The organism is Serratia sp. TSA_130.1 (genome assembly GCF_052691795.1).
In genome coordinates, this window is the sequence record NZ_JBQZFS010000002.1 from 452,654 (window position 1) to 473,343 (window position 20,690).

The following is a 20,690-nucleotide window of genomic DNA, read 5'->3' on the forward strand; positions in this document are numbered from 1 at the left end:
AACCTCGGCGGCTTTTTTTATCGCTCAACGAGTGGGCTTATTCCATCCATTCGGTATGGAACACGCCTTCCTTGTCGATGCGTTTGTAGGTGTGCGCACCGAAATAGTCGCGCTGCGCCTGGATCAGGTTAGCCGGCAGCACCGCTGAACGGTAGCTGTCGTAGTAAGCGATCGCGGCGGAGAAGGTTGGCGTAGGGATACCGTTCTGCACGGCATAGGCCACCACGTCACGCAGCGCCTGCTGGTACTCGTCGGCGATTTGCTTGAAGTATGGCGCCAGCAGCAGGTTGGCGATATCGGCATCCGCTGCGTAAGCGTCGGTGATCTTCTGCAGGAACTGGGCACGGATAATACAGCCGGCGCGGAAGATCTTGGCGATTTCGCCGTAGTGCAGATCCCAGTTGTTTTCTTTGGACGCGGCTTTCAGCTGAGAGAAGCCCTGCGCGTAGGATACGATCTTGCCCAAATACAGCGCGCGACGCACTTTCTCGATGAACTCGGCTTTGTCGCCGGTGAACGGTGCCACTTTCGGCCCGGTCAGCACTTTAGACGCGGCAACGCGCTGATCTTTCAGCGAGGACAGGTAGCGTGCGAACACCGATTCGGTGATCAGCGACAGCGGTTCGCCCAGATCCAGCGAGCTCTGACTGGTCCACTTGCCGGTGCCTTTGTTGGCGGCTTCGTCCAGGATCACATCGACCAGGTATTTACCCTCTTCGTCTTTCTTGGTGAAGATGTCTTTGGTGATGTCGATCAGGTAGCTGTTCAGCTCACCCTTGTTCCAATCGGCGAAGGTTTCGGCCAGCTGTTCGTTGCTCAGGTTCAGCGCCTGCTTCAGCAGAGAATAGGCTTCGGCAATCAGCTGCATGTCGCCGTATTCGATGCCGTTGTGCACCATCTTCACATAGTGGCCTGCACCGTCAGCGCCGATATAAGTCACGCAAGGCTCACCTTCCGCAACCGCAGCGATTTTCTCCAGGATCGGCGCCACCAGCTCGTAAGCTTCTTTCTGGCCGCCAGGCATGATGGAAGGCCCTTTCAGCGCGCCCTCTTCACCGCCGGAAACGCCGGTGCCGATGAAATTGAAGCCCTGGTCGGACAGTTCGCGGTTACGACGGATGGTGTCCTGATAGTAGGTGTTGCCGCCATCGATCAGGATATCGCCCTTGTCCAGATGCGGAGTCAGCGAGGCAATGGTTTTATCCGTCGCTTCGCCCGCTTTCACCATCAGCAGGATGCGGCGTGGTTTTTCCAGCGATTCAACAAACTCTTCAACGGTGTAATACGGCGCCAGGTTTTTGCCCGGGTTCTCAGCGATCACTTCGTCAGTCTTGTCGCCAGAACGGTTGAAAATGGAAACGGTGTAACCACGGCTCTCGATGTTCAGCGCGAGGTTGCGGCCCATTACCGCCATGCCGACAACGCCGATTTGTTGCTTGGACATTTAGGAACTCCTGTCTGAGATAATTACTACATTGTAATCATATAGTTATACAACATAGTAGGGATGCATTGCTTTATTGTACATGATTATTCCTAAGCATGTACCTATCGCAGCCATAACAATCTTTACAAAATCACGCACAGTTGGCAGTTCTGTATACGCCCTGAGCTCATTGCTACATTACCGGTAACATTGCAGAAAAGAAAAGGTTCGGATGTGCGGTCTGCCGCATCATGTCAACGGTTAAAAATCAACCAGAATATGTGGACCAAGATGAGGATACCGCATCGCCGAACCTGCTCCATACCCTCGGAAGAAACCATCCAATGACGCGCCACGCTTGCATTTTGGCCTGTAATCCTACAATTCCTAGCAATTGCACATATCTCATTTGAATATGTCACCACTGGTTACTAGGAACAGACTGAAACCCTGAAAATCCAGAGGCATTACAAGTGATTTGGTGGTAGGATAATAAAGGTTTTCTAGCCTATTTTTGCTGAAAATAGTTTCAGCATATAAATGAAAACTGACAACCCCACCCTCTATTGGTTCTCGCTTACCAAGGGCGGTAGCGTGCTTTTTTAGGCTGAAAACGCTTATGCAGAGCAATGTCCAGCCTAAAAATCAGGCAATCTGTATGCAGGGAATTCAGTGTTCACTTCTGTTTCATCGAGAAATGCGGTGTTTTTTTGCCGAAGTGAACGCATCGAAAAACAGAAGAAAACCTTATATATCACTAATGTGTTCCCCGGCATTACAGTAAGATAGAAACACGCTGGACAATAGCCCGCGGTAATACCATGCAGGTTGCGCGGGAATGAAACAGATTCTGTTTACGATGTGAAAATCTCCGAGAGAAAATGTTGGCGTATTTTCCATGGAGTGCTTACGGAAACGTGTGTTTAGCCCTATAGCTATTTTCACACCCTCCGTCATATCAATAACGCATCCGTTCTACATGATTATATTGCGAAGAAAGTTAAACCATGACGTCAAAAAAGTTAATCAATAGCCTAGGTGTTAAATGAATATTTTCTCTATTCTTGTTAAGACTTTTTATCGGTGTCTTCATACACTTGCCACCAATAAGAATCTTGTTATTTCACTTTCTAAACGGGAAATCGGCAGTAAATACAAAGGGTCATTTATCGGGCTTCTTTGGTCGTTTATTAACCCAGTATTGATGATGGTGATTTATACCTTCGTTTTCAGCGTTGTATTCAAAATTCGCTGGAGTGCTGGAGTCGATTCCAAAGGAGAATTTGCGTTAGCATTATTCATCGGTTTGATTTTCTTCGGGCTTTTTTCTGAATGCATTAACCGCGCTCCCTATTTGATCGTCAGTAACGTCAACTACGTCAAAAAGGTTGTCTTCCCGGTTGAAACACTCCCCATTGTTTCACTCTGCACAGCTTTATTCCAAATGGTGATTAACTTCGTCGTTTGGTTGCTGTTCTATGTCGCTATCGTAGGGATCCCTACGTGGCACATTCTATGGCTACCCGTCATCATCGCACCGTTCCTTATGATGGTTCTGGGCGTATCCTGGTTCCTTTCTTCGCTTGGCGTTTACTTGAAAGATATCGCTCAGGTTATTGGCGTGCTTACCATGATTCTGATGTATCTTTCGCCGATCTTCTATCCGATCTCCATGTTGCCTGACGCATATCACATCTTCATGCAACTCAGTCCATTGACTTATGTCATTGAGCAAGCGAGGGATTGCATGATGCTGGGCAAAAATATCGCCTGGGGGAGCTGGGGCATTTACACCCTCATCTCTTTCGTCATCATGCTGTTAGGTTATGGTTGGTTTATGTTCACGCGTAAAGGGTTTGCTGATGTCATCTGAATTCGCAATTTCAGTCAAAAATATTTCGAAACGCTTTGAAATGTATGCAAATCCTAAGCATCGTTTGTACCAAATGCTTTCTTTAGGCCGCCGTACATTCTTCAAAGAGTTCTGGGCGCTAAACGGCGTTTCTTTTGACGTTAAGCGCGGTGAAACGCTTGGCATTTTGGGCCGTAATGGCGAAGGCAAAAGTACCCTGCTGCAAATTATTGCCGGCACCTTGACAGCCACCTCGGGCAGCGTTGAGGTCAATGGCAAACTGGCTGCGCTGCTGGAACTCGGCGCGGGCTTCAATCCTGAGTTTACCGGCCGTGAAAACGTTTATCTGAGCGGCATCATTCTTGGTATGACGCACAGTGAAATGGAACAGAAATTCCCTGAGATCGAAGCCTTTGCCGACATAGGCGAACATATCGATCAGCCGGTCAAAACCTACTCCAGCGGGATGTATGTGCGTTTGGCCTTCGCCGTTCAGGCTTGCATTAAGCCCGAAGTGCTCATCGTAGACGAAGCGCTGTCGGTCGGTGATGAGAAATTCCAACGCAAATGCTTCGATTATATCGAATCGCTGCGCGCGCAAGGGTGTTCAATCATCCTGGTGACGCATTCCACGTCGACCGTGGAGAAGTTTTGCCAGCGAGCCATTTTGTTGCGAAAAGGCCGGGTAGAAGCCATTGGCAGTGCCAAAGAAATCATCGACCAATACCATGCCCTGCTGTACTCAGATGAAAAAACTTACCTGCGCTATCTGAACAACATTGCTAAAAACACCAATCAGTCCATCAACGCGCCCCAGAAAGAAAGCCAGGACGGCGTCGCCGCCCATGAGGCCTCCATCGCGGAACAAGCCGAGATACAAGCTGAAAGCGAACTGACCAGCGGTGCCCTTATTGAAAGTTGGATCATCAAAGATGCCCACGATCAGCCTTGCGATCTATTCCGCGTAGGTGAAAAAGCCATCATCAGCTTCGATATCAGCGTATTTGGGCCGATAGAAGAGCTGCAAGCCGGCTTGGTCATTAAGACCGTTGAAGGTATTACGGTATTTGGCACCAGCACCTTATACCATAAGAAGAATATGCATAACGCCAAAGGCGGAGATGTTCTTAGGGCAACGTTTGAACTTGACCTGGCACTGTGCGAAGGCAGCTATTTTATTTCACTCGCTATCGCCAACGCCATCAGCCACGCCGATATGTCCTATCTTGATAAGAAAACCGACGTGATCGTCCTTAAGGTTATAGAGCCTCGCACGACAATGTCAGGTATTGCCGCATTGCCTGTTTCTTTATCACTCGAAAAGTGGTCAGGAGAGCATGAATAAATCAATACTTATCATAACTCAGTATTACTCAATCGGTGGGTTGGAAACCTATATCAACACTCAGGTAAAGGATCTGGTCGCCCACGGTTACCAGGTTCATCTTATGTACGCCGTTGTCGCAGACCCGTCATTACTCCCTGACGGGTTGAGCTCGTGCCATGAAAATATTCATTTAAGCAACGGCTCTATCGAACAACTCGTTCAAGGCGTAGACCTGATACGACAGGTTATCAAAGAAAAAGGCATCGATGTCATTCATGTGCATCCTTTTGACTGCATTTTCCCTGCCGTTATCGCCGCAGACTGCGAAAAAATACCGTCGCTATTAACATTGCACGGCCCTCTGTCGCTGCAGCATTTTACTCGGAATATTTATAATCAGGCGTTGGCCATTTATTTTCTCAAAACGCTACATACCATATTTTGCGTTTCGCAGGAAACGGCGGATCAATTGGCGGAGATCATAGACCACCCCTCGGTGATGATCGTTCCTAACCTGATAGACACCGCCCAAACGCATCCCGCTATCACGGATGAGACTGTTGAGAAAAGATGGCTTATCGCCAGCAGGCTGGATGAGGATAAATCCGCAGGGATTATGAAGTTCATTGACTTCGCCAGCCGCTGCCAAATGATTCATGGTATTGATATTTACGGTACCGGTAGTGATGAAGACACTATAAAAACCTACGTTAGCGATAATAACTTCAACGAATGGGTTGGTTTCAAAGGCGTTGTCAGTGACATCCCTTCCGTCATGCCGCAATACGCGGGGTTTGCCGGCATGGGCCGCGGAGTACTGGAAGCCGGCATTAGCCAGCTTCCGGTGTGTCTGGTTGGCTACGACGGCATTAAAGGCATTCTGGACGATGAAACCTTTAAACATGCCGCTTACTGTAATTTCTCAGGCAGAAATCTGGCCAATGCCGAAGAAGATGTGCTTCAAGAGCAATTTGCCGCCGCTCGTCCCCTGCCCCCAGACTTGCTTATTGAATACCAGAGCGATGGCCGTTGGAGCCAAATCCTCGAGAATATGGTTCTCCCGGACAAAGAGCGATACGACAACGGTGATTCGCTGCAACTCTACCAGCAGCTGTGTAAGGCACCATCATCACAGGAAAACGAAAGTTTTTTGATCGCGAATGCCTTTACTGTCGCTATATTTAAAACGCTAGCAAACCAACTGATCGCCAACAGTATCAAGATCAACGCTCATGATGATAGCGTGAAAGAGACCGTCAAAATGGAAGATAAAGCGAGCCAGGCTCCCCTGGACACCCCTGTTAATGCTAATGCAGCAAGTTCAGGGAATGATGTCATCGCCAAGTTAGCTGCGTTGGAAGAACAGAATCTCTCTTTGCAGAATGACGTTAAATCGTTAGTACAACTCCTGACATCGGTAGCGGCAAAACAAGAAGACTATTTCAGAACTTTGCCTCACGCGGTTGCACCGAGTGCAGGGCAAAAACTTCGATATTTGGTTCAGGTTGCCGTTCAATCACTGACCAGAGCGGACAAACGCTATGAACTGGCCAAAACTCTTTATTGGAGACTGCCCGAGTCTGTCAGGCTAAAACTACAGACCCAGCGGCACCGTTACGTTCAAAAACACTTCGAGCACGCTTGCAATAGCGCGATGACGGATACCTCTACACCTGAAGACATTCCAGACTGGGTCGCAGCGGTAAACCAATCAGAGAAAGTCGTCTTCATTCCATGCAGCTTCGAATTCGATGAGCTGGTGAACCAACGGCCAATCAACGCGGCAAAATATTTCTCGGAAAAAGGCTATCAGGTTATCTTTATCGCCTGGCAATGGACGCCACAGGAAACGTTGTCGAAAGGTTGTTCGCAAGTCTGGAACAATGTCTATCAGGTTCCGCTGTATGATTTTGTGAAATACACCCGTCAGTGTCATCTGCATGACAAAACCGCGTTCTTTGTCATCACGATGCCGGCGAAAGTCTTCCTCACTCCGCTCTATGAGTTTAGAGCGCAAGGCTGCAACATCATCTATGACATTATGGATGAATGGGAATGCTTCCATAAGGTCGGACAAGCTCCTTGGTACCAGAAAGAGATTGAAGAAACCCTCATTCTACAAAGCGATTACGTCTGTGGCGTTGCTCCATCACTGCGTGACAAATTTGCTTATCTTCGCAGTGATATTGAAGTAGTCGGTAATGGCTATTCCGAGAAGGTCTTGGGCGATACACGTAATATAGCGAAAGACAACGGCAACAAAGTGGGCTATTTCGGCCATCTAACGGACTCGTGGTTCGACTGGGATATCGTATTTAAATTAGCTGAACAATTCCCACAATATCACTTCGAGATCATTGGTTACGGTGAGCCTGAGTGGGTGGTCAATAAAGCGAAAAATATTGCTAACATCACACTGGTGGGCAAAGTAATGCCAAAAGACCTTCATCAATATGTCAAAGAATGGTCGATCGGCCTAATTCCATTCAAAAGTGGCGAGCTGGCTCAAGCGGTAGATCCGATCAAAATTTATGAGTACCTCTATTTTGGCTTACCAACTCTAGTGACCGGCATTGAGCATATTAAACGCTATCCGATGACCTATTTCTCTGACGGCAGCGACGTTGTCGATCTGTTTGAGAAAACAATCAATAGCGAGCGCCACTCTGACGAGTTGGAAACCTTCTTGCAAGAAACCACTTGGGCAGCCCGATTCGAAGAAATGGAGTTGAACACCCTGAAAAGAAAAGGAATTAGGGAGTTATATGCTTCGTAAAATAGCATTTATCTATCCTTGGGCGACGCATGGCGGTGTTGAGAAAGTCATGCTCACCCGTGCCCGTTTATTAAACGATATAGGCACCTATCAGATTGACCTTCTTTTTACTCATGATTCCGGGGCGGCGAAGGCGATCACCGCCGCACTCTCGGACTGTAAAAATGTCGATGTCAAAATCATCAACTTCGATTATTTATTAACGCAAAATTACAGCCTCATTTTTTGCATTGATTTCCCTGCGGCTCTGACATTTTGCCATACGCACAAATTGAAATACTTTGCGGAATGCCATACAGCCTATAAAGAAAACAGGGCTTACTTGAATAAAATTCCGGACAGTTGCTCGGCAATATTGTGCCCATCCGCGTTCTTTATGAAGCAGCTAGAGCCTGAATTGCACAAAAGTGCCTGTCCATTGTTATTGCTGCGTAATTTCGTTCCTTGGGATCATGTCTCTCAAGAACCGCATGCGATTCCCTCTCTGCCAACATGGTCGAGAAGACCTATTCTCTTCCTGGGACGGATGGACAAGCTAAAGAACCTGACTGAATTACTGGACGCATTCGTTATTTTAAAAGAACGACACGCGGAAAAATACATGCTAGTTCTGTGCGGCCCGCAGTCTTCTGAAATCAACACCAACGCCGAGCTGGAGAGCAGAAATCTAGTGGGCGACACCGTATGCTTGCCGCCAGTGCCATTCTTGAATGTGGACAAGCTGCTGTTGGCGATCTCTCAAGCCAACGGGATTTTTGTGTCGCCATCAACCGGAGAATCATTTGGCTTATCGGCTTCAGAAGCGATTTGTGCAGACGTCCCCGTTGTTTTGTCCAATATCGAAGCACATAACTATTTAGTTGCCACGCGTGAAAATGAGTTTACTTACTCGTTGCATGATGCTCGCCAATTGTCAGAAAAAATAGCCTCTATATCTGACAATTATGCGCAATCTAAAGCATCACTTGCCGCTCTGAAAGAAAAATTTTCCGCCCATGCCTTTATGAACGATTGGGACGAATTGCTACGCAGAACCGAATAGCTATTCGATTACCACCTCCCCATACCGATTTTTATCGTCAGTATGGGGATATTAATTATTGAGACAACCATGTTAAAGAAAATTATGTGCGTTGTGGGTACTCGTCCGGAAGCGATAAAAATGGCGCCGGTGATCAAGGCACTTCATGCCTCCGGTGAATTCGACGTTTGCGTATTGGCGACGGCCCAACACCGAGACCTGTTGGATCAGGCTTTCCAACTTTTCGAAATTGAAGCCGATTATGATCTTAATGTCATGACACCTGGGCAAACATTGCCAGAGTTGACCGCGCGCCTGATGACCAGCATCGACCGAACTCTCGAAGAGGCAGCACCGGATTTGGTTATCGCACAAGGCGATACGACGACCGTCTTCGTGACGTCACTGGCCTGTTTCTACAAGAAAGTGCCTTTCGCTCATCTCGAGGCGGGGCTGCGTACACACGACCTCTATTCACCTTTTCCTGAAGAAGCAAACCGTATTCTTGCCGGACATTTAGCACGCTTGCATTTTGCTCCGACTGAAGTATCTAAAAGCAACCTCTTGCGCGAAGGCATTCCTGCAGAGCATATTCACGTTACGGGAAACACCGTGATTGATGCCTTGCTGACGACCGCACAAAAGACGTTTGATATCGGCGTCGATATTCCCCAAGACGCCCGGATGCTTCTTATCACTTCTCATCGCAGAGAGAACTTCGGCCAACCTATTGTCAATATCTGCAACGCAGCTCTTGAACTTATCGAAAAGTATAGTGATATCTATATTCTTTTCCCCGTTCATCCCAACCCAAACGTGCGCGAAGTCACGGATCGTCTGTTAAAAGAACACGAAAGAATTAAGCTGGTCAGCCCATTTGACTATGGCCCTTTCGTTGCCGCCATGAAGAATGCCTACCTGATTCTTTCCGACTCTGGCGGCGTGCAAGAAGAAGCTCCGGCCTTGGGCAAACCCGTCTTGGTCTTACGTCGCGATACCGAGCGCCCAGAAGCCGTCTCGGAAGGCGTGGTGAAATTAATCGGAACGGAACAAGCGGACATCGTAAGAGAAGCGTCTTTGCTGCTTGATAGCCCTCAGGCCTATCAAAAAATGGCAAAAGGAAGCTCTCCTTACGGTGATGGTGAGTCCAGCCAGCGTATCGTCCGTATCGTCCGCAATTTCTTTACTGAACAATGCCAATGAAAATCGTCTATCTTTCAGCTGTTCCCTGGTTGAGCATAAGTCAGCGCCCTCATTTTTTCGCCAAATATGCGCTGACCCATGCCACCCAGGAACTTTTGTGGATTGAGCCTTATCCTAGTCGTTTTCCCACCCTCGCCGATCTGACCCCCGGCCGCCATGCCCCTGAACCTGCAGGATTGGATTTGATAGAGGGTCTGCAACTGGCTCGGTTGGGTTTTGTAGCCCCCGTGGAGCCGATACCTGCGTTGTTTAAGCTGCTCAACCAAGGGAAAATAAAGAAAATTATTGACGATATAAAGAATTTTATATCTGAAGATACCACTCTGGTTATCGGCAAACCCTGTCTGCTGGCCAACATGCTTATCAAGCAATTTAAATGGCGGCAAGTGTGGTATGACGCCATGGATGATTTCCCTTCGTTTTATTCTGGCCTATCAAAGAAAAACACGGCTAATCTTGAAAAAGAAATCGCCCGACAAGTTGACCGCATATTCTGTTCAAGTCATGCCTTAATTGAGAAATTTTCGTCTATCGCCCCCAGCAAAACTGAGTTGGTGTTGAATGCGTGTTCAGATGACATGCAGAAAATTCATATCCCGAAAACATCGCATGAAAAAATCACATTTGGCTATATCGGCACAATCGCAAGCTGGTTTGACTGGAAGTGGGTGTTCGAGTTGGCCACTAAAAATCCGGAAGCAATCATAAACCTCGTAGGGCCAAGAAAAACCGGAATTCCGGAAAGCTTACCTCAAAATATCATCCTGGAACCCCCTATCCCACACCCCCAGGTAATGAAAAAGATATCCACATTTGATTATGTGATTATTCCATTTTTGCAGAACGACATTACTAAATATGTCGATCCTGTTAAGTTCTACGAATACAGGTTGGCAGGAAAAGCCATCCTATCGACTCCATTTGGCGAGATGCTATGGCATCACAAAGAAGAAGCCTACAATTCTGACACAACGCTAGGCATTACTATACCTGACAACACGCTAGTTTTTCCTTCACCTAAAAAACCAAACGACATCCCAAGATGGAGTGGACGATTCTCTCATGTCTTTACCGGCTATTGAAGATGAAAAATTTCTTACAATCTCATTAGTAATTTTCAAACCGAATCTTGTAGATTTAAGAAAAACCCTTGCCGCACTTGTTGAGACAAACGTTTTTAAAGCACGCGACTGTTATTTATTGGTTGTTGATAACTCGCCAACTACTGATCCTGCAGTCACTTCGCTAATTAAAGAGTTCCTTGACGTTATTCCCGGAAATTACATATCACGACCAGACAATCCTGGCTTTGGAGTGTCACATAATTTAAGCTTAGCTATTAAGTCAAAATACACCCTTATTTTAAACCCCGATTTAGAGATGGATAAAAATGCATTAGAGAATGCATTCTCCTTCATGGATGCTCACCCTGAATGCGGCTTAATTACGCCGTATGCAACCTGGGGGAGCGGGGAAACACAATATTTGTGTAAGCGATACCCTTCTGTATTTGTATATTTATTGCGTTTCTTTGCCTCGGTTAAAGGAAAGCGTTTTTTCAAAAGTTATCTTCGACGCTATGAAATGGCTGATACGCTAACGCCTCACGATGTTTATTTCGATCCGCCTATCGTGAGTGGCTGCTTTATGTTTTTCCGCTACAGCGTACTGAAAGAATTATCCGGATTCAATCCTAAATTCTTTCTTTATTTCGAAGATTTCGATCTCAGCATCCGTACGGCAAAAATTACCAGAATAGCCTATGTCCCTGATGTCAAAGTCGTGCATTACGGTGGCCATGCGGCGCGAAAAGGCTGGGCGCATATTAAGCTATTTTCACGCTCAATGATTACTTTCTTTAATATTCACGGCTGGAAAATTTGGTAACTCCATAGCGAATAAGCTATGCGCCAATTACTGTCGGGTGAGCATGAAAATAACAAAATACATCATGCTCACCCACACGGTGCCGACATTACTCTTGTAAGTAACCCATTTTTCTCAATCGAGAAATCACGTATTCCAGGGCTGACTGCCAATTGGAAGCAGGAATACCTATCTCATTGATTTTATTGCAACTCAAGGTTGAATATTTAGGACGTTTAGCCAAAGTCACATATTGTTCTGATGTTATTTTACTGACCTTTGGCATGCGAGAAATCGCCCCCATCTCCGTAGCAACTTTAAATATGTGCTCCGCAAACTCACTCCAGCAGACCTCTTCATCCCCGCAGAAGTGATAAATCCCTCCCTGAACCTCACAAAGCAACATTTTTATCATCGCGTCTGCGATGTCCCCCGCATATGTCGGGCAACCGCGTTGATCGGCTACGATATCAAGAGATTCACGTTGCCGAGCAAGCCTCAGCATGGTTTTAACGAAATTTTCGCCATATTCACTGAAAACCCAAGAAGTGCGAAGAATTATCGCATCTTGCATTTCTGATACGATGGCCAATTCGCCATCACGCTTGGTTTTCCCGTAAATGCACAGTGGGCGGGTACCAGCCAACTCATTGTAGGGAAGCTTGCCCAGGCCATCAAAAACATAATCTGTAGAAATATGAAGCAGTCGGCAATCCATTGCCTTTGCAACCAAGGCCAAATTGGCTGGGCCCACAACGTTGGCTAACAACGCAGCCTCGCAATCTTGTTCCGCTTTATCAACGGCGGTATAGGCTGCAGCATTTATGATCGCCGTCGGTTTAAACTCCTGGACGACGGCCTTAACCTGCTCCAATTTGGAAATGTCCATCGTATTGCGGTCGGCCGCTAAAATAACCCAATCGGCGGGTACCCGATCGATAAAACAGCGCCCGACCTGCCCTTTAGCCCCGGTTAAAAGAACTCTCATTAAATCAGTTCTCTGAGAAATTTGCCGTTCTTGTCCTTTTCCGACAAAACAGGGTGCCGAACAGGCCAGGCCACGCCGACATCGGGATCATTCCACATCAGGCACCTTTCATGTTCTGGCGAATAGTAATCCGTGCACTTATATTCAAAATCCGCGATCTCAGAGAGCACGACAAAACCGTGGGCCAAACCTGGCGGGATCCAAAGCTGAGTTTTGTTCTCTTCCGATAGCACAATGCCTTCCCACTTGCCAAATGTGGGTGAGTCTGGGCGAATATCTACAGCAACATCATAAACTTCGCCTCGCACCACACGAACCAACTTGCCTTGCGGCTTGATATCTTGATAGTGCAGTCCGCGCAAAACCCCCCGAGAAGAGCGTGAATAATTGTCTTGGACGAAGTCCAAATCAATATCCAGCATGTCTTGAAAGCGACGCTTCTCGAACGTTTCCATAAAAAAACCGCGAGTATCACTAAATACCGTTGGTTGAATGACTTTGACTCCATCGATTTTAGTATCGATAACCTGCATTCTGCGTACCTCATAAGACGCGAGAATTTGTGCTCAAAAATTCTCGCAAAATACAGTCACTTACAACATCTTAGCTTTATTGGCGCGATGGCGAAAAACGTAAACAAAGCCTAATCCTCCTTATCGCCACCTGTTAACAACATGAGAACAGAGGCAAACAAGGGAGCCAGGAAGCATCATTTTGAGGTAAACGATTGATAAAATCCGTGACCAACCACAGCGTCTTCCTCTCAACGGCTTGATACTCACTACCATTAGCGCAAAACTTCAGTGTACCTTACTGATGCAAAGTAAGAGAAATGGTGGAGTTTATCGCTTCACAAGCCTGATAGGCTAACATACTCGCTGCTCTTGTCTCTCTCAACAGATCTTCAACAAGGCATTTCCAGGAGGGAACATCTCATATTCACACACCAGATACCGTGACCATCAATACCCTGCGGTTTTATGCCATAACGACATATCGTCCCAACAAAGTATCTTCAATGGCACCAGTATAATCTGATAGCGCGGATTTTTCATAAGGAAGTACTGATTATTATCAGATAAAGCCCATAAAAACGAGGGTGATCAGCCCTCGTCGATAGGTAGTCTCACACTCTTGGCTTTCGATTGTCTTGCAGCTGGCCTAACACCTCTCTGAGCGCCGGTAACAGATATGCTTAACGGTAGCCCTGCGGGTTTTTCTTCTGCCAATTCCAGGTGTCACGCATCATGTCATCGAGACCCCGGTTAACTTTCCACCCCAACTCTTGGTAAGCCAGATCGGCATTCGCCCAAAACGCGGGTAGATCGCCTTCGCGACGTGGCAAAATTTGATAGGGGATCGTTACGCCTGACGCTTTCTCAAACGCCTGAACCATCGCCAGTACAGAATGCCCTACGCCAGCCCCCAGGTTGTAGGCCTTAAACCCATTGATCTTCGGCAGATGATCCATCGCTTTCAGATGGCCTTCGGCCAGATCCATGACATGAATGTAGTCACGCTCACCCGTACCGTCTTTCGTCGGATAATCCCCACCGAAAATCCCCAGTTTATCTAACTTACCGATCGCTACCTGCGAGATGTAAGGCAGCAGGTTATTGGGAATACCGTTCGGATCTTCGCCGATCAAGCCCGATTCATGGGCTCCAACCGGGTTAAAGTAGCGTAAAGCAATAATCGAAAATTGCGGCTCAGCCTTAGCAAAATCCTGCAGAATCTGCTCCACCATCAGCTTAGACGTGCCATAAGGGCTGGTCGTGCCACCGATTGGCGTAGTCTCGACGTAGGGCACCGGCGAGTTGGCACCATAAACGGTGGCGGACGAACTGAAGATAAACGCATGAACGCGGGCACGGCGCATAGCGTCCAGCAACACCAGTGTTCCGGTGACGTTATTCTGGTAGTATTCCAGCGGCTTACGCGTAGATTCCCCTACCGCCTTAAGACCAGCGAAGTGAATGACGGCCGTAATCGGGTGCGCTTCAAAGATCCGATGCAGGCATTCCTCATCCTGGACATCGCCTTGATAGAACACCGCCGCTTTCCCCGTCAGCTTTTCCACACGGTGCAACGATTCCGCAGACGAGTTCGACAGATTGTCCAACACCACCACATCTTCGCCTCGTTCCAACAGAGATAAAACGGTGTGAGAACCAATGTAACCCGTGCCGCCGGTGACTAAAATTGTCATTCCAACCCCTTATACTCCGGATGTACCGAAAAATATCTCTTCGTTCTGTAAGAAAGCCTCTTACCAAGCCGCCTAAACAGGCTTGCATCGCCTCCCCGAAAGACATCATACCGCTCTCTGAATACGGCATGAAGCGAGAGCGGTAAAACCGCTCTCGTCACTGACTTATCACAACCCTTCAAAACAAACATTACGCTCCTGCGGCCAGCAGCGCCAAAATTTCGTCAGTTTTCTCTTGCATCAGCGCAACATCGGCACGCGATTCGACATTAAGACGCACCACCGGTTCCGTATTAGAAGAACGCAGATTGAAACGCCAGCCTGCGAACGCCATGCTGATGCCATCGGTGTAGTCCACCTCATCGGCATGCGGTAAATAGTGTTGTTTAACGCTTTCAATGGACATGGCAGGCTGAGCCAGCTTGATATTGATCTCACCGGAAGACGGGTAGGCGGCAATGCGATCCTGTACCAGTTGTCCCAGCGTTTGTCCCTTCACACTGACCAGCTCAGCGACCAGCAGCCATGGGATCATGCCACTGTCACAATAAGCAAAATCACGGAAATAGTGGTGAGCGCTCATCTCTCCACCATAAATGGCGTCTTCCGCACGCATGCGTTCTTTAATGAAAGCATGGCCGGTTTTCGACATCACAGGTACGCCCCCGGCATCGGTGACCACATCGACGGTGTTCCAACTCAGGCGTGGATCGTGGATGATCTTCGCGCCCGGCTGTTTCTGCAAGAAGGCCTCCGCCAGCAAGCCGACGATATAATAGCCCTCAATGAAATCGCCTTTTTCATCGAACAGGAAGCAGCGATCGAAATCGCCGTCGAACGCAATGCCCATATCAGCGCCATGCTCACGCACCGCATCGGCGGTATCCGCACGACACTCAGGCAGCAATGGGTTGGGAATACCGTTAGGGAAAGAGCCGTCCGGCTGGTGATGCACCTTGATAAACTCCAGCGGCACACCCCGCGCCTTCAATTGCGCCTCAATAGCATCGATCACATGCCCTGCCGCACCGTTGCCCGAGTTGATCACTAGCTTCAATGGCTTGAAGTTGTTCACGTCGACGTAGGACAGAATGTGCTCTACATAAGCCCCTAATACGTCCTGGCGAACATAGCTACCGCGCGTTGCAGCCGGCGCCTGAAACTGATTTTTCTCCGCCAGTTCTTGGATCGCTCGTAATCCGGTATCGCCGCTAATTGGGCGGGATCCTTCACGCACCAACTTCATGCCGTTGTAATCAATAGGGTTATGGCTGGCGGTCACTTCCACGCCACCATCCGTTTTCAAATAAGTCGTGGCAAAATAGATTTCTTCGGTGCCGGTTAAGCCGATGTCGATAACATCGGTACCCGCATCCTGCAAGCCTTTCGCCAACGCCAGCTTCAGGCTTTCACTGGTTAACCGCACATCGCTTCCCAACACGATATTTCTGGGCTTCAAAAACTCGCCGTAGGCGCGTCCAATACGATACGCGATGTCCTCATTCAGCTCTTCACCCAGTTTTCCCCGAATGTCATAAGCTTTAAAACACGTTAACTTTTGCATTGCCAAACCCTTTCTTAAACTCTGCCATAGCGATCTTGCAAACGTTCAATATCATCTTCTTCCAGATAGTGTCCCGACCTGACTTCGATCATTTCCAAATCGATTTTTCCCGGATTCTCCAACGTATGAACACTACCCGCGGGGATAAAGGTGGACTGGTTTTCCGACAAGAAGAACGTTTTATCATCAACGCTAACTTTCGCTGTCCCACTCACAACTACCCAATGTTCAGCACGATGGAGATGTCTCTGCACGGAAAGTCCTTCCCCCGGCCGTACAATGATTTTCTTCACCTGGAAGTGCGTACCGCTGTCAATGTCACAAATCTTGCCCCAAGGACGGTAGGCGGTGGAGTGCTGGCGAAAATGATGGAGATTGCGCTTTTTAAGCTCATCGACCACTTTCTTAACATCCTGCACTTTGTCTTTGTGAGCAATCAGCAGCGCATCATTGGTATTAACCACGATAAGGTTTTCCAATCCAATGGTCGCGACCAACGCAGATTCAGACGAAATGTAGTTGTCACTGGAGTCGATCGAGATAACCTCACCCACGTTGACATTGCCCAACGGGTCTTTTTCTGACACTTCCCACAATGAGGACCAAGAGCCGACGTCGCTCCATCCCGCATCAATAGGGATCACAACAGCATCATGTGTCTTTTCCATCACCGCATAATCGATGGAATCACTTGGGCAATGTTTGAAGATATCTTGTTCAACCCGGATAAAATTCATGTCGCGTTGACTTTTAGATACAGACTGCTGGGTTGTGCTGAAGATGTCGGGACTGAACTGCTGCAATTCCTGCAAGAACTTGGCCGTCTTAAACATGAACATACCGCTGTTCCAGCTGTAATCACCACTGGCAAGGTATTCTATCGCTTTCTCTAAACGTGGTTTTTCCACGAATGAATCAACCTTAAAGCAATCATTGGATAGGTGACTGCCGCGTTTTATGTAACCGTATCCGGTTTCCGGATGCTCTGGAATGATGCCAAACGTGACCAGTTGATTGTTGTCGGCAAAAGACATTGCCGTCTGGATCGCCGCATGGAAATTCTCTACTTTCGTGATCAGATGGTCTGCAGCCAGCACCAAAAGCATGCTGCCCTCGTCTTTTTCAGCAGCAAGATGAGCAGCCAGCGCCACGGCGGGTGCTGTATTGCGCCCTACGGGCTCCAAAATAATATTGGTCGCTAATTGCCCAATCCCTCGTAATTGCTCTGCAACCAAAAAGCGATGTTCCTCGTTACAGATGACCAAAGGAGCGGCAACTTCGATACCGGTCAGACCCGACAAGCGCTGTAACGTCTGTTGCAGCAAGCTCACGCCGCTGTCATCAATAGATAAGAACTGTTTAGGAAACGATTCTCGCGACATCGGCCACAGGCGACTCCCAGTACCGCCGGCCATAACCACAGGAATTAGTTTGGACATTATCTACCCTTTACTCAGTCATCATTCTTATAAGGACGACGCCACGTATCAGCAGCATCATACTAAATACCGTACAATTATTAACCAATTGTTACACTTTGCGAAAAGCATGTATCCCTCTAACCTACCGTTCCTTAACAGAAAGTTATGTATAGAAATTAGTCAGGCAAGCATAAATATCGAAGGAACCACCAGCCGATAACATAACGTATTAACGCAAAAAAGAGCAGCATAGTGCTGCTCTTTCAGATTAATGCTCATAGTGAATATGTTGTTATCGACTGCGGGTAAAATACTGCGCCACGCGCAGTACATCTTTCTCGTCTAACGTGCCGGAGTCACTCAATAGGGTGATCCAGGATTTGATATAAGTGTATTTAGCAGAGGCCAAATCGCGCTGTGCGCTATAGAGCTGCTGTTCGGCATTGAGCACATCGACGTTGACACGTTGCCCAGCCAGCACGCTTTGCCGGGTCGCCGTCACCTGGGTCGTCGCCGATTGAACCGCCAGTTCATAGGCCGCCACTTTAGCGCTGCTGCTAATACACAAATTGTACTGTTTGCGCAGATCGTTGAGCGTGGTGCCCGTTTGCGCATCCATTTCATACATCGCTTGCCCGTAACGCGCCGCTGCCTGGCGGGTCGATGCCGAAACACCGCCACCGGAATAAATAGGCATGCTGACCTGCACGCCAATGCTGTCAGTACGGTATTTCTGGTTAACCGTGTTGTCGCTGCTGGAGTCGTTTTCCGAATGCGAAGCATACAGCTGAACCTGTGGCATAAAGCCAGCCCGGTTCCTTTCGACATCATACTTAGCAGCATCCACGCCATGACGCGAGGCGGCCAATACAGGGTTGTTCTCCAACGCGATCTTTTGCCACTCTTCGAACTTGGACGGGATTAACGGCGCCACTTTGAATTTACCCGGCCGCAAGACCTGCAATTCATCCAGTTGGTTCAGCGGCATGCCGATAATTACTTCCAATTCACGCTGTGCGGCATCCAGTGCATCGCGCGCTTCTATCACCTGTGCTTCAGCCAGGCTATAGCGCGCCTGAGTTTCGGATACGTCGGTAATGGTACCTTCACCGGCGCTCATCAGGCGATCGTTCAAAGTCAGCTGTTCCTTGTAAGCCGCCTTTTGCGCTTCGGCCAACGCGATTTGATCCTTGGAATAAGCCACTTCGACATAGGCGTTAATCACCCTCACCGCCAAATCCAGCAACTTACCGCGATAGCGCTCGTCCGACATCATGGTCTGCGCTACGCCGGCTTTGTACCTGGCGTAAGCTTCATAATCGAACAGCGGCTGCGTCAGCGTGATCGAACTGGAATAGCTGCGATATTGCTGCCGCCGGGTAACCTCCGAAACATTGCCGAAAAAGTCGCTTTGCGGGTACTTCTGAGTTTGCCAGTTGCGCGGCGAATTCTGGTAGTTCAGCGATACCTTCGGCAGCAGCCCTGCCCTGCCGATATTTTCGTTTTCATCTCCCGCTTCTTTCTCTTTTATAGCCGCCCGAAAGGTCGGGTCCTTTTCTAATGCCAGCGAATATGCGTCTAAAATCCCTATCGAATAAACCGGCGCAGACATCGCAAACAAAAGGGTGCCGATAACCAGACCGGCAGCCTGTCGTTTTGAATGAATCAAAATTATTCCTCGGTTAATGAAGTATGAGCGCGATCCAAAATAGGTTTAAACAGATAGCTCAACAGCGAGCGCGACCCCGTTTTCACGAACACCTCCACCGGCATCCCCGGCTTGATGTCCTCGCCACTGAGCATTTTCATGCCCTCCGGCGAGACCGTGACCTGCATCTGGTAGTAAGGTTCGCCATTGGCTTTGTCGACCAGGCGGTCGGCGGAAACCAAGGTGACGGTTCCCGGAATTTTCGGGGTTTTGTTTTGGTTGAAGGCGGTAAACATCAGATCCACCGGCAACCCGTTGTACACCTTATCGATCAGGTCGACTTTGAGGCGAGAATCCACCACCAAAGTCGCCTGGCTGGGCACAACGTCCATCAGGTGGTCACCCGCTCCCACGACGCCCCCCTGAGTGAAGATATTCAATCCAACCACGGTGCCGTCCACCGGTGAGGTGATGGCGGTGTTGCCCAGATCGAAATCGGCCATTTGCAGCTTGTTGCGGAATTCGCTGGCGTCCATTTGAGTTTGCGCCAGCTGCGTTCTGACTTCGCGCTGGTAGTCGGCGAAACGCTGATCGATGCGTTGCTGTGATTCCAGCAACTGCTTTTGCAATTGGCCAATCCGCCCCACCGTTTCATCAATGCTGCTATTTACCTCGGCAAACTGGCGCTGCACTTCCAGGTAACGGTTACGCGGTAGGTAACCGTCCGCCGCCAACTGCTTCATGCTGTTCATCTGCTCACGCAGGCTGGAAAGCTGGATCTGTTTGTTACCGCGCGAATCCTGCAGTCCTTTTAATTGGAAACGGATTCCGTCCATTGACTGCTTATAGCCGTCGATTTCACTTTGCAGCGCTTGGCGGCGGGAGGCGAACAGCTGCGTTTGCAATGCAATGATTTCTGCCACGCGAGGTTTATCTTTCACCGCGTCCAAAATGGGTGAGAAAGTCACTATGCTCAACCCATCGCGTTCTGCCAGCAAGCGCCCTTCTGTCGCCAGCGTGGTGTAGTACTGATCCCGCAGCGAATCAACCTGAGCTTGAGCCTGCACCTGGCTGAGCTGCACCAGCACCTCACCGGCTTTCACTTTGTCGCCATCTCTGACCGCAATATTCTTAATGATGCCGCTGGCCGGGGCCTGCACCGTTTTGCGGTTGCCGGAAACGGTTACCGATCCCGGCGACGCCACCCCTTTATCCAACGGCGCAAAGGCCGCCCAGGCTAAAAACCCGAACAGACCGATCCCGACCACCAGCCACCCCATACGGGTAAACCGCCGTTCATCTTGTGGGATCTCTTCAGTATACGAGTCTTGCGGCTCGCCAATATGCGTAGACATACCAACTCCTTTGACTGTCGGCGACGCAAAAGCG

General features: G+C 48.6%; 15 protein-coding genes. 7 read left to right on the forward strand and 8 right to left on the reverse strand.

The genetic code is table 11. The annotated features are described in order from the left end of the window. Window positions 1-37 precede the first annotated feature (37 nt). On the reverse strand, window positions 38-1,444 hold the full coding sequence (gene gndA / locus ACUTQY_RS08890) for an NADP-dependent phosphogluconate dehydrogenase (protein WP_046686731.1): 1,407 nt from the start codon (window positions 1,442-1,444) through the stop codon (window positions 38-40). Between the two features lie 1,027 nt (window positions 1,445-2,471). On the opposite strand from gndA, the gene ACUTQY_RS08895 reads away from it, so the two are divergent. From ACUTQY_RS08895 to ACUTQY_RS08925, 7 genes are all read left to right on the forward strand, one after another. After that, window positions 2,472-3,299: an ABC transporter permease gene (locus tag ACUTQY_RS08895; protein ID WP_033642482.1), complete on the forward strand. Its 828-nt coding sequence runs from the start codon at window positions 2,472-2,474 to the stop codon at window positions 3,297-3,299. Next, window positions 3,289-4,623, forward strand: coding sequence for an ABC transporter ATP-binding protein (locus ACUTQY_RS08900; protein WP_033642481.1), 1,335 nt, complete (start codon window positions 3,289-3,291; stop codon window positions 4,621-4,623). The genes ACUTQY_RS08895 and ACUTQY_RS08900 overlap by 11 nt, the downstream gene beginning before the upstream one ends. After that, window positions 4,616-7,381, forward strand: coding sequence for a glycosyltransferase family 4 protein (locus ACUTQY_RS08905; protein ID WP_052752680.1), 2,766 nt, complete (start codon window positions 4,616-4,618; stop codon window positions 7,379-7,381). Before ACUTQY_RS08900 ends, ACUTQY_RS08905 begins: the two co-directional genes overlap by 8 nt. Beyond that, window positions 7,371-8,423: a glycosyltransferase family 4 protein gene (locus ACUTQY_RS08910; RefSeq protein WP_033642480.1), complete on the forward strand. Its 1,053-nt coding sequence runs from the start codon at window positions 7,371-7,373 to the stop codon at window positions 8,421-8,423. Before ACUTQY_RS08905 ends, ACUTQY_RS08910 begins: the two co-directional genes overlap by 11 nt. Window positions 8,424-8,492: 69 nt before the next feature. Continuing rightward, on the forward strand, window positions 8,493-9,605 hold the full coding sequence (gene wecB / locus ACUTQY_RS08915) for a non-hydrolyzing UDP-N-acetylglucosamine 2-epimerase (protein ID WP_046686730.1): 1,113 nt from the start codon (window positions 8,493-8,495) through the stop codon (window positions 9,603-9,605). Further along, on the forward strand, window positions 9,602-10,687 hold the full coding sequence (locus tag ACUTQY_RS08920; RefSeq protein ID WP_046686729.1) for a glycosyl transferase: 1,086 nt from the start codon (window positions 9,602-9,604) through the stop codon (window positions 10,685-10,687). Before wecB ends, ACUTQY_RS08920 begins: the two co-directional genes overlap by 4 nt. Continuing rightward, window positions 10,668-11,492: a glycosyltransferase gene (locus ACUTQY_RS08925; RefSeq protein ID WP_046686728.1), complete on the forward strand. Its 825-nt coding sequence runs from the start codon at window positions 10,668-10,670 to the stop codon at window positions 11,490-11,492. The genes ACUTQY_RS08920 and ACUTQY_RS08925 overlap by 20 nt, the downstream gene beginning before the upstream one ends. 88 nt (window positions 11,493-11,580) lie before the next feature. On the opposite strand, the gene rfbD is transcribed toward ACUTQY_RS08925, so the two are convergent. The 7 genes from rfbD to ACUTQY_RS08960 all read right to left on the reverse strand — a co-directional run bounded on the left by rfbD (window position 11,581) and on the right by ACUTQY_RS08960 (window position 20,656). Continuing rightward, window positions 11,581-12,459 carry a dTDP-4-dehydrorhamnose reductase gene (gene rfbD, locus ACUTQY_RS08930; RefSeq protein ID WP_046686727.1) on the reverse strand — a complete coding sequence of 293 codons (879 nt, stop codon included), beginning with the start codon at window positions 12,457-12,459 and terminating at the stop codon, window positions 11,581-11,583. Continuing rightward, window positions 12,459-12,992, reverse strand: coding sequence for a dTDP-4-dehydrorhamnose 3,5-epimerase (gene rfbC / locus ACUTQY_RS08935; protein ID WP_033642476.1), 534 nt, complete (start codon window positions 12,990-12,992; stop codon window positions 12,459-12,461). The genes rfbD and rfbC overlap by 1 nt, the downstream gene beginning before the upstream one ends. A gap of 662 nt (window positions 12,993-13,654) precedes the next feature. Continuing rightward, a complete protein-coding gene (gene galE, locus ACUTQY_RS08940) occupies window positions 13,655-14,668 on the reverse strand; it encodes a UDP-glucose 4-epimerase GalE (protein WP_033642475.1) in 1,014 nt (337 codons plus the stop codon). Between the two features lie 190 nt (window positions 14,669-14,858). Further along, window positions 14,859-16,232, reverse strand: a complete 1,374-nt coding sequence (gene cpsG, locus ACUTQY_RS08945) for a phosphomannomutase CpsG (protein ID WP_046686726.1) — start codon at window positions 16,230-16,232, stop codon at window positions 14,859-14,861. 14 nt (window positions 16,233-16,246) lie between these two features. Beyond that, entirely contained in the window at window positions 16,247-17,671 is a 1,425-nt protein-coding gene (locus ACUTQY_RS08950; RefSeq protein ID WP_046686725.1) for a mannose-1-phosphate guanylyltransferase/mannose-6-phosphate isomerase, read from the reverse strand. A 274-nt stretch (window positions 17,672-17,945) separates the two neighbouring features. Next, complete coding sequence (locus tag ACUTQY_RS08955; RefSeq protein WP_046686724.1) at window positions 17,946-19,322, reverse strand: TolC family outer membrane protein; 1,377 nt, start codon at window positions 19,320-19,322, stop codon at window positions 17,946-17,948. Window positions 19,323-19,324: 2 nt separating this feature from the next. Beyond that, window positions 19,325-20,656, reverse strand: a complete 1,332-nt coding sequence (locus ACUTQY_RS08960) for an HlyD family type I secretion periplasmic adaptor subunit (RefSeq protein WP_033642471.1) — start codon at window positions 20,654-20,656, stop codon at window positions 19,325-19,327. Window positions 20,657-20,690: the final 34 nt, after the last annotated feature.

Bases quoted from the DNA above. Each gene is read 5' to 3' on its own strand.
- gndA (WP_046686731.1), bottom strand. From the start codon at position 1,444: ATGTCCAAGCAACAAATCGGCGTTGTCGGCATGGCGGTAATGGGCCGC.
- ACUTQY_RS08895 (WP_033642482.1), top strand. From the start codon at position 2,472: ATGAATATTTTCTCTATTCTTGTTAAGACTTTTTATCGGTGTCTTCAT.
- ACUTQY_RS08900 (WP_033642481.1), top strand. From the start codon at position 3,289: ATGTCATCTGAATTCGCAATTTCAGTCAAAAATATTTCGAAACGCTTT.
- ACUTQY_RS08905 (WP_052752680.1), top strand. From the start codon at position 4,616: ATGAATAAATCAATACTTATCATAACTCAGTATTACTCAATCGGTGGG.
- ACUTQY_RS08910 (WP_033642480.1), top strand. From the start codon at position 7,371: ATGCTTCGTAAAATAGCATTTATCTATCCTTGGGCGACGCATGGCGGT.
- wecB (WP_046686730.1), top strand. From the start codon at position 8,493: ATGTTAAAGAAAATTATGTGCGTTGTGGGTACTCGTCCGGAAGCGATA.
- ACUTQY_RS08920 (WP_046686729.1), top strand. From the start codon at position 9,602: ATGAAAATCGTCTATCTTTCAGCTGTTCCCTGGTTGAGCATAAGTCAG.
- ACUTQY_RS08925 (WP_046686728.1), top strand. From the start codon at position 10,668: ATGTCTTTACCGGCTATTGAAGATGAAAAATTTCTTACAATCTCATTA.
- rfbD (WP_046686727.1), bottom strand. From the start codon at position 12,459: ATGAGAGTTCTTTTAACCGGGGCTAAAGGGCAGGTCGGGCGCTGTTTT.
- rfbC (WP_033642476.1), bottom strand. From the start codon at position 12,992: ATGCAGGTTATCGATACTAAAATCGATGGAGTCAAAGTCATTCAACCA.
- galE (WP_033642475.1), bottom strand. From the start codon at position 14,668: ATGACAATTTTAGTCACCGGCGGCACGGGTTACATTGGTTCTCACACC.
- cpsG (WP_046686726.1), bottom strand. From the start codon at position 16,232: ATGCAAAAGTTAACGTGTTTTAAAGCTTATGACATTCGGGGAAAACTG.
- ACUTQY_RS08950 (WP_046686725.1), bottom strand. From the start codon at position 17,671: ATGTCCAAACTAATTCCTGTGGTTATGGCCGGCGGTACTGGGAGTCGC.
- ACUTQY_RS08960 (WP_033642471.1), bottom strand. From the start codon at position 20,656: ATGTCTACGCATATTGGCGAGCCGCAAGACTCGTATACTGAAGAGATC.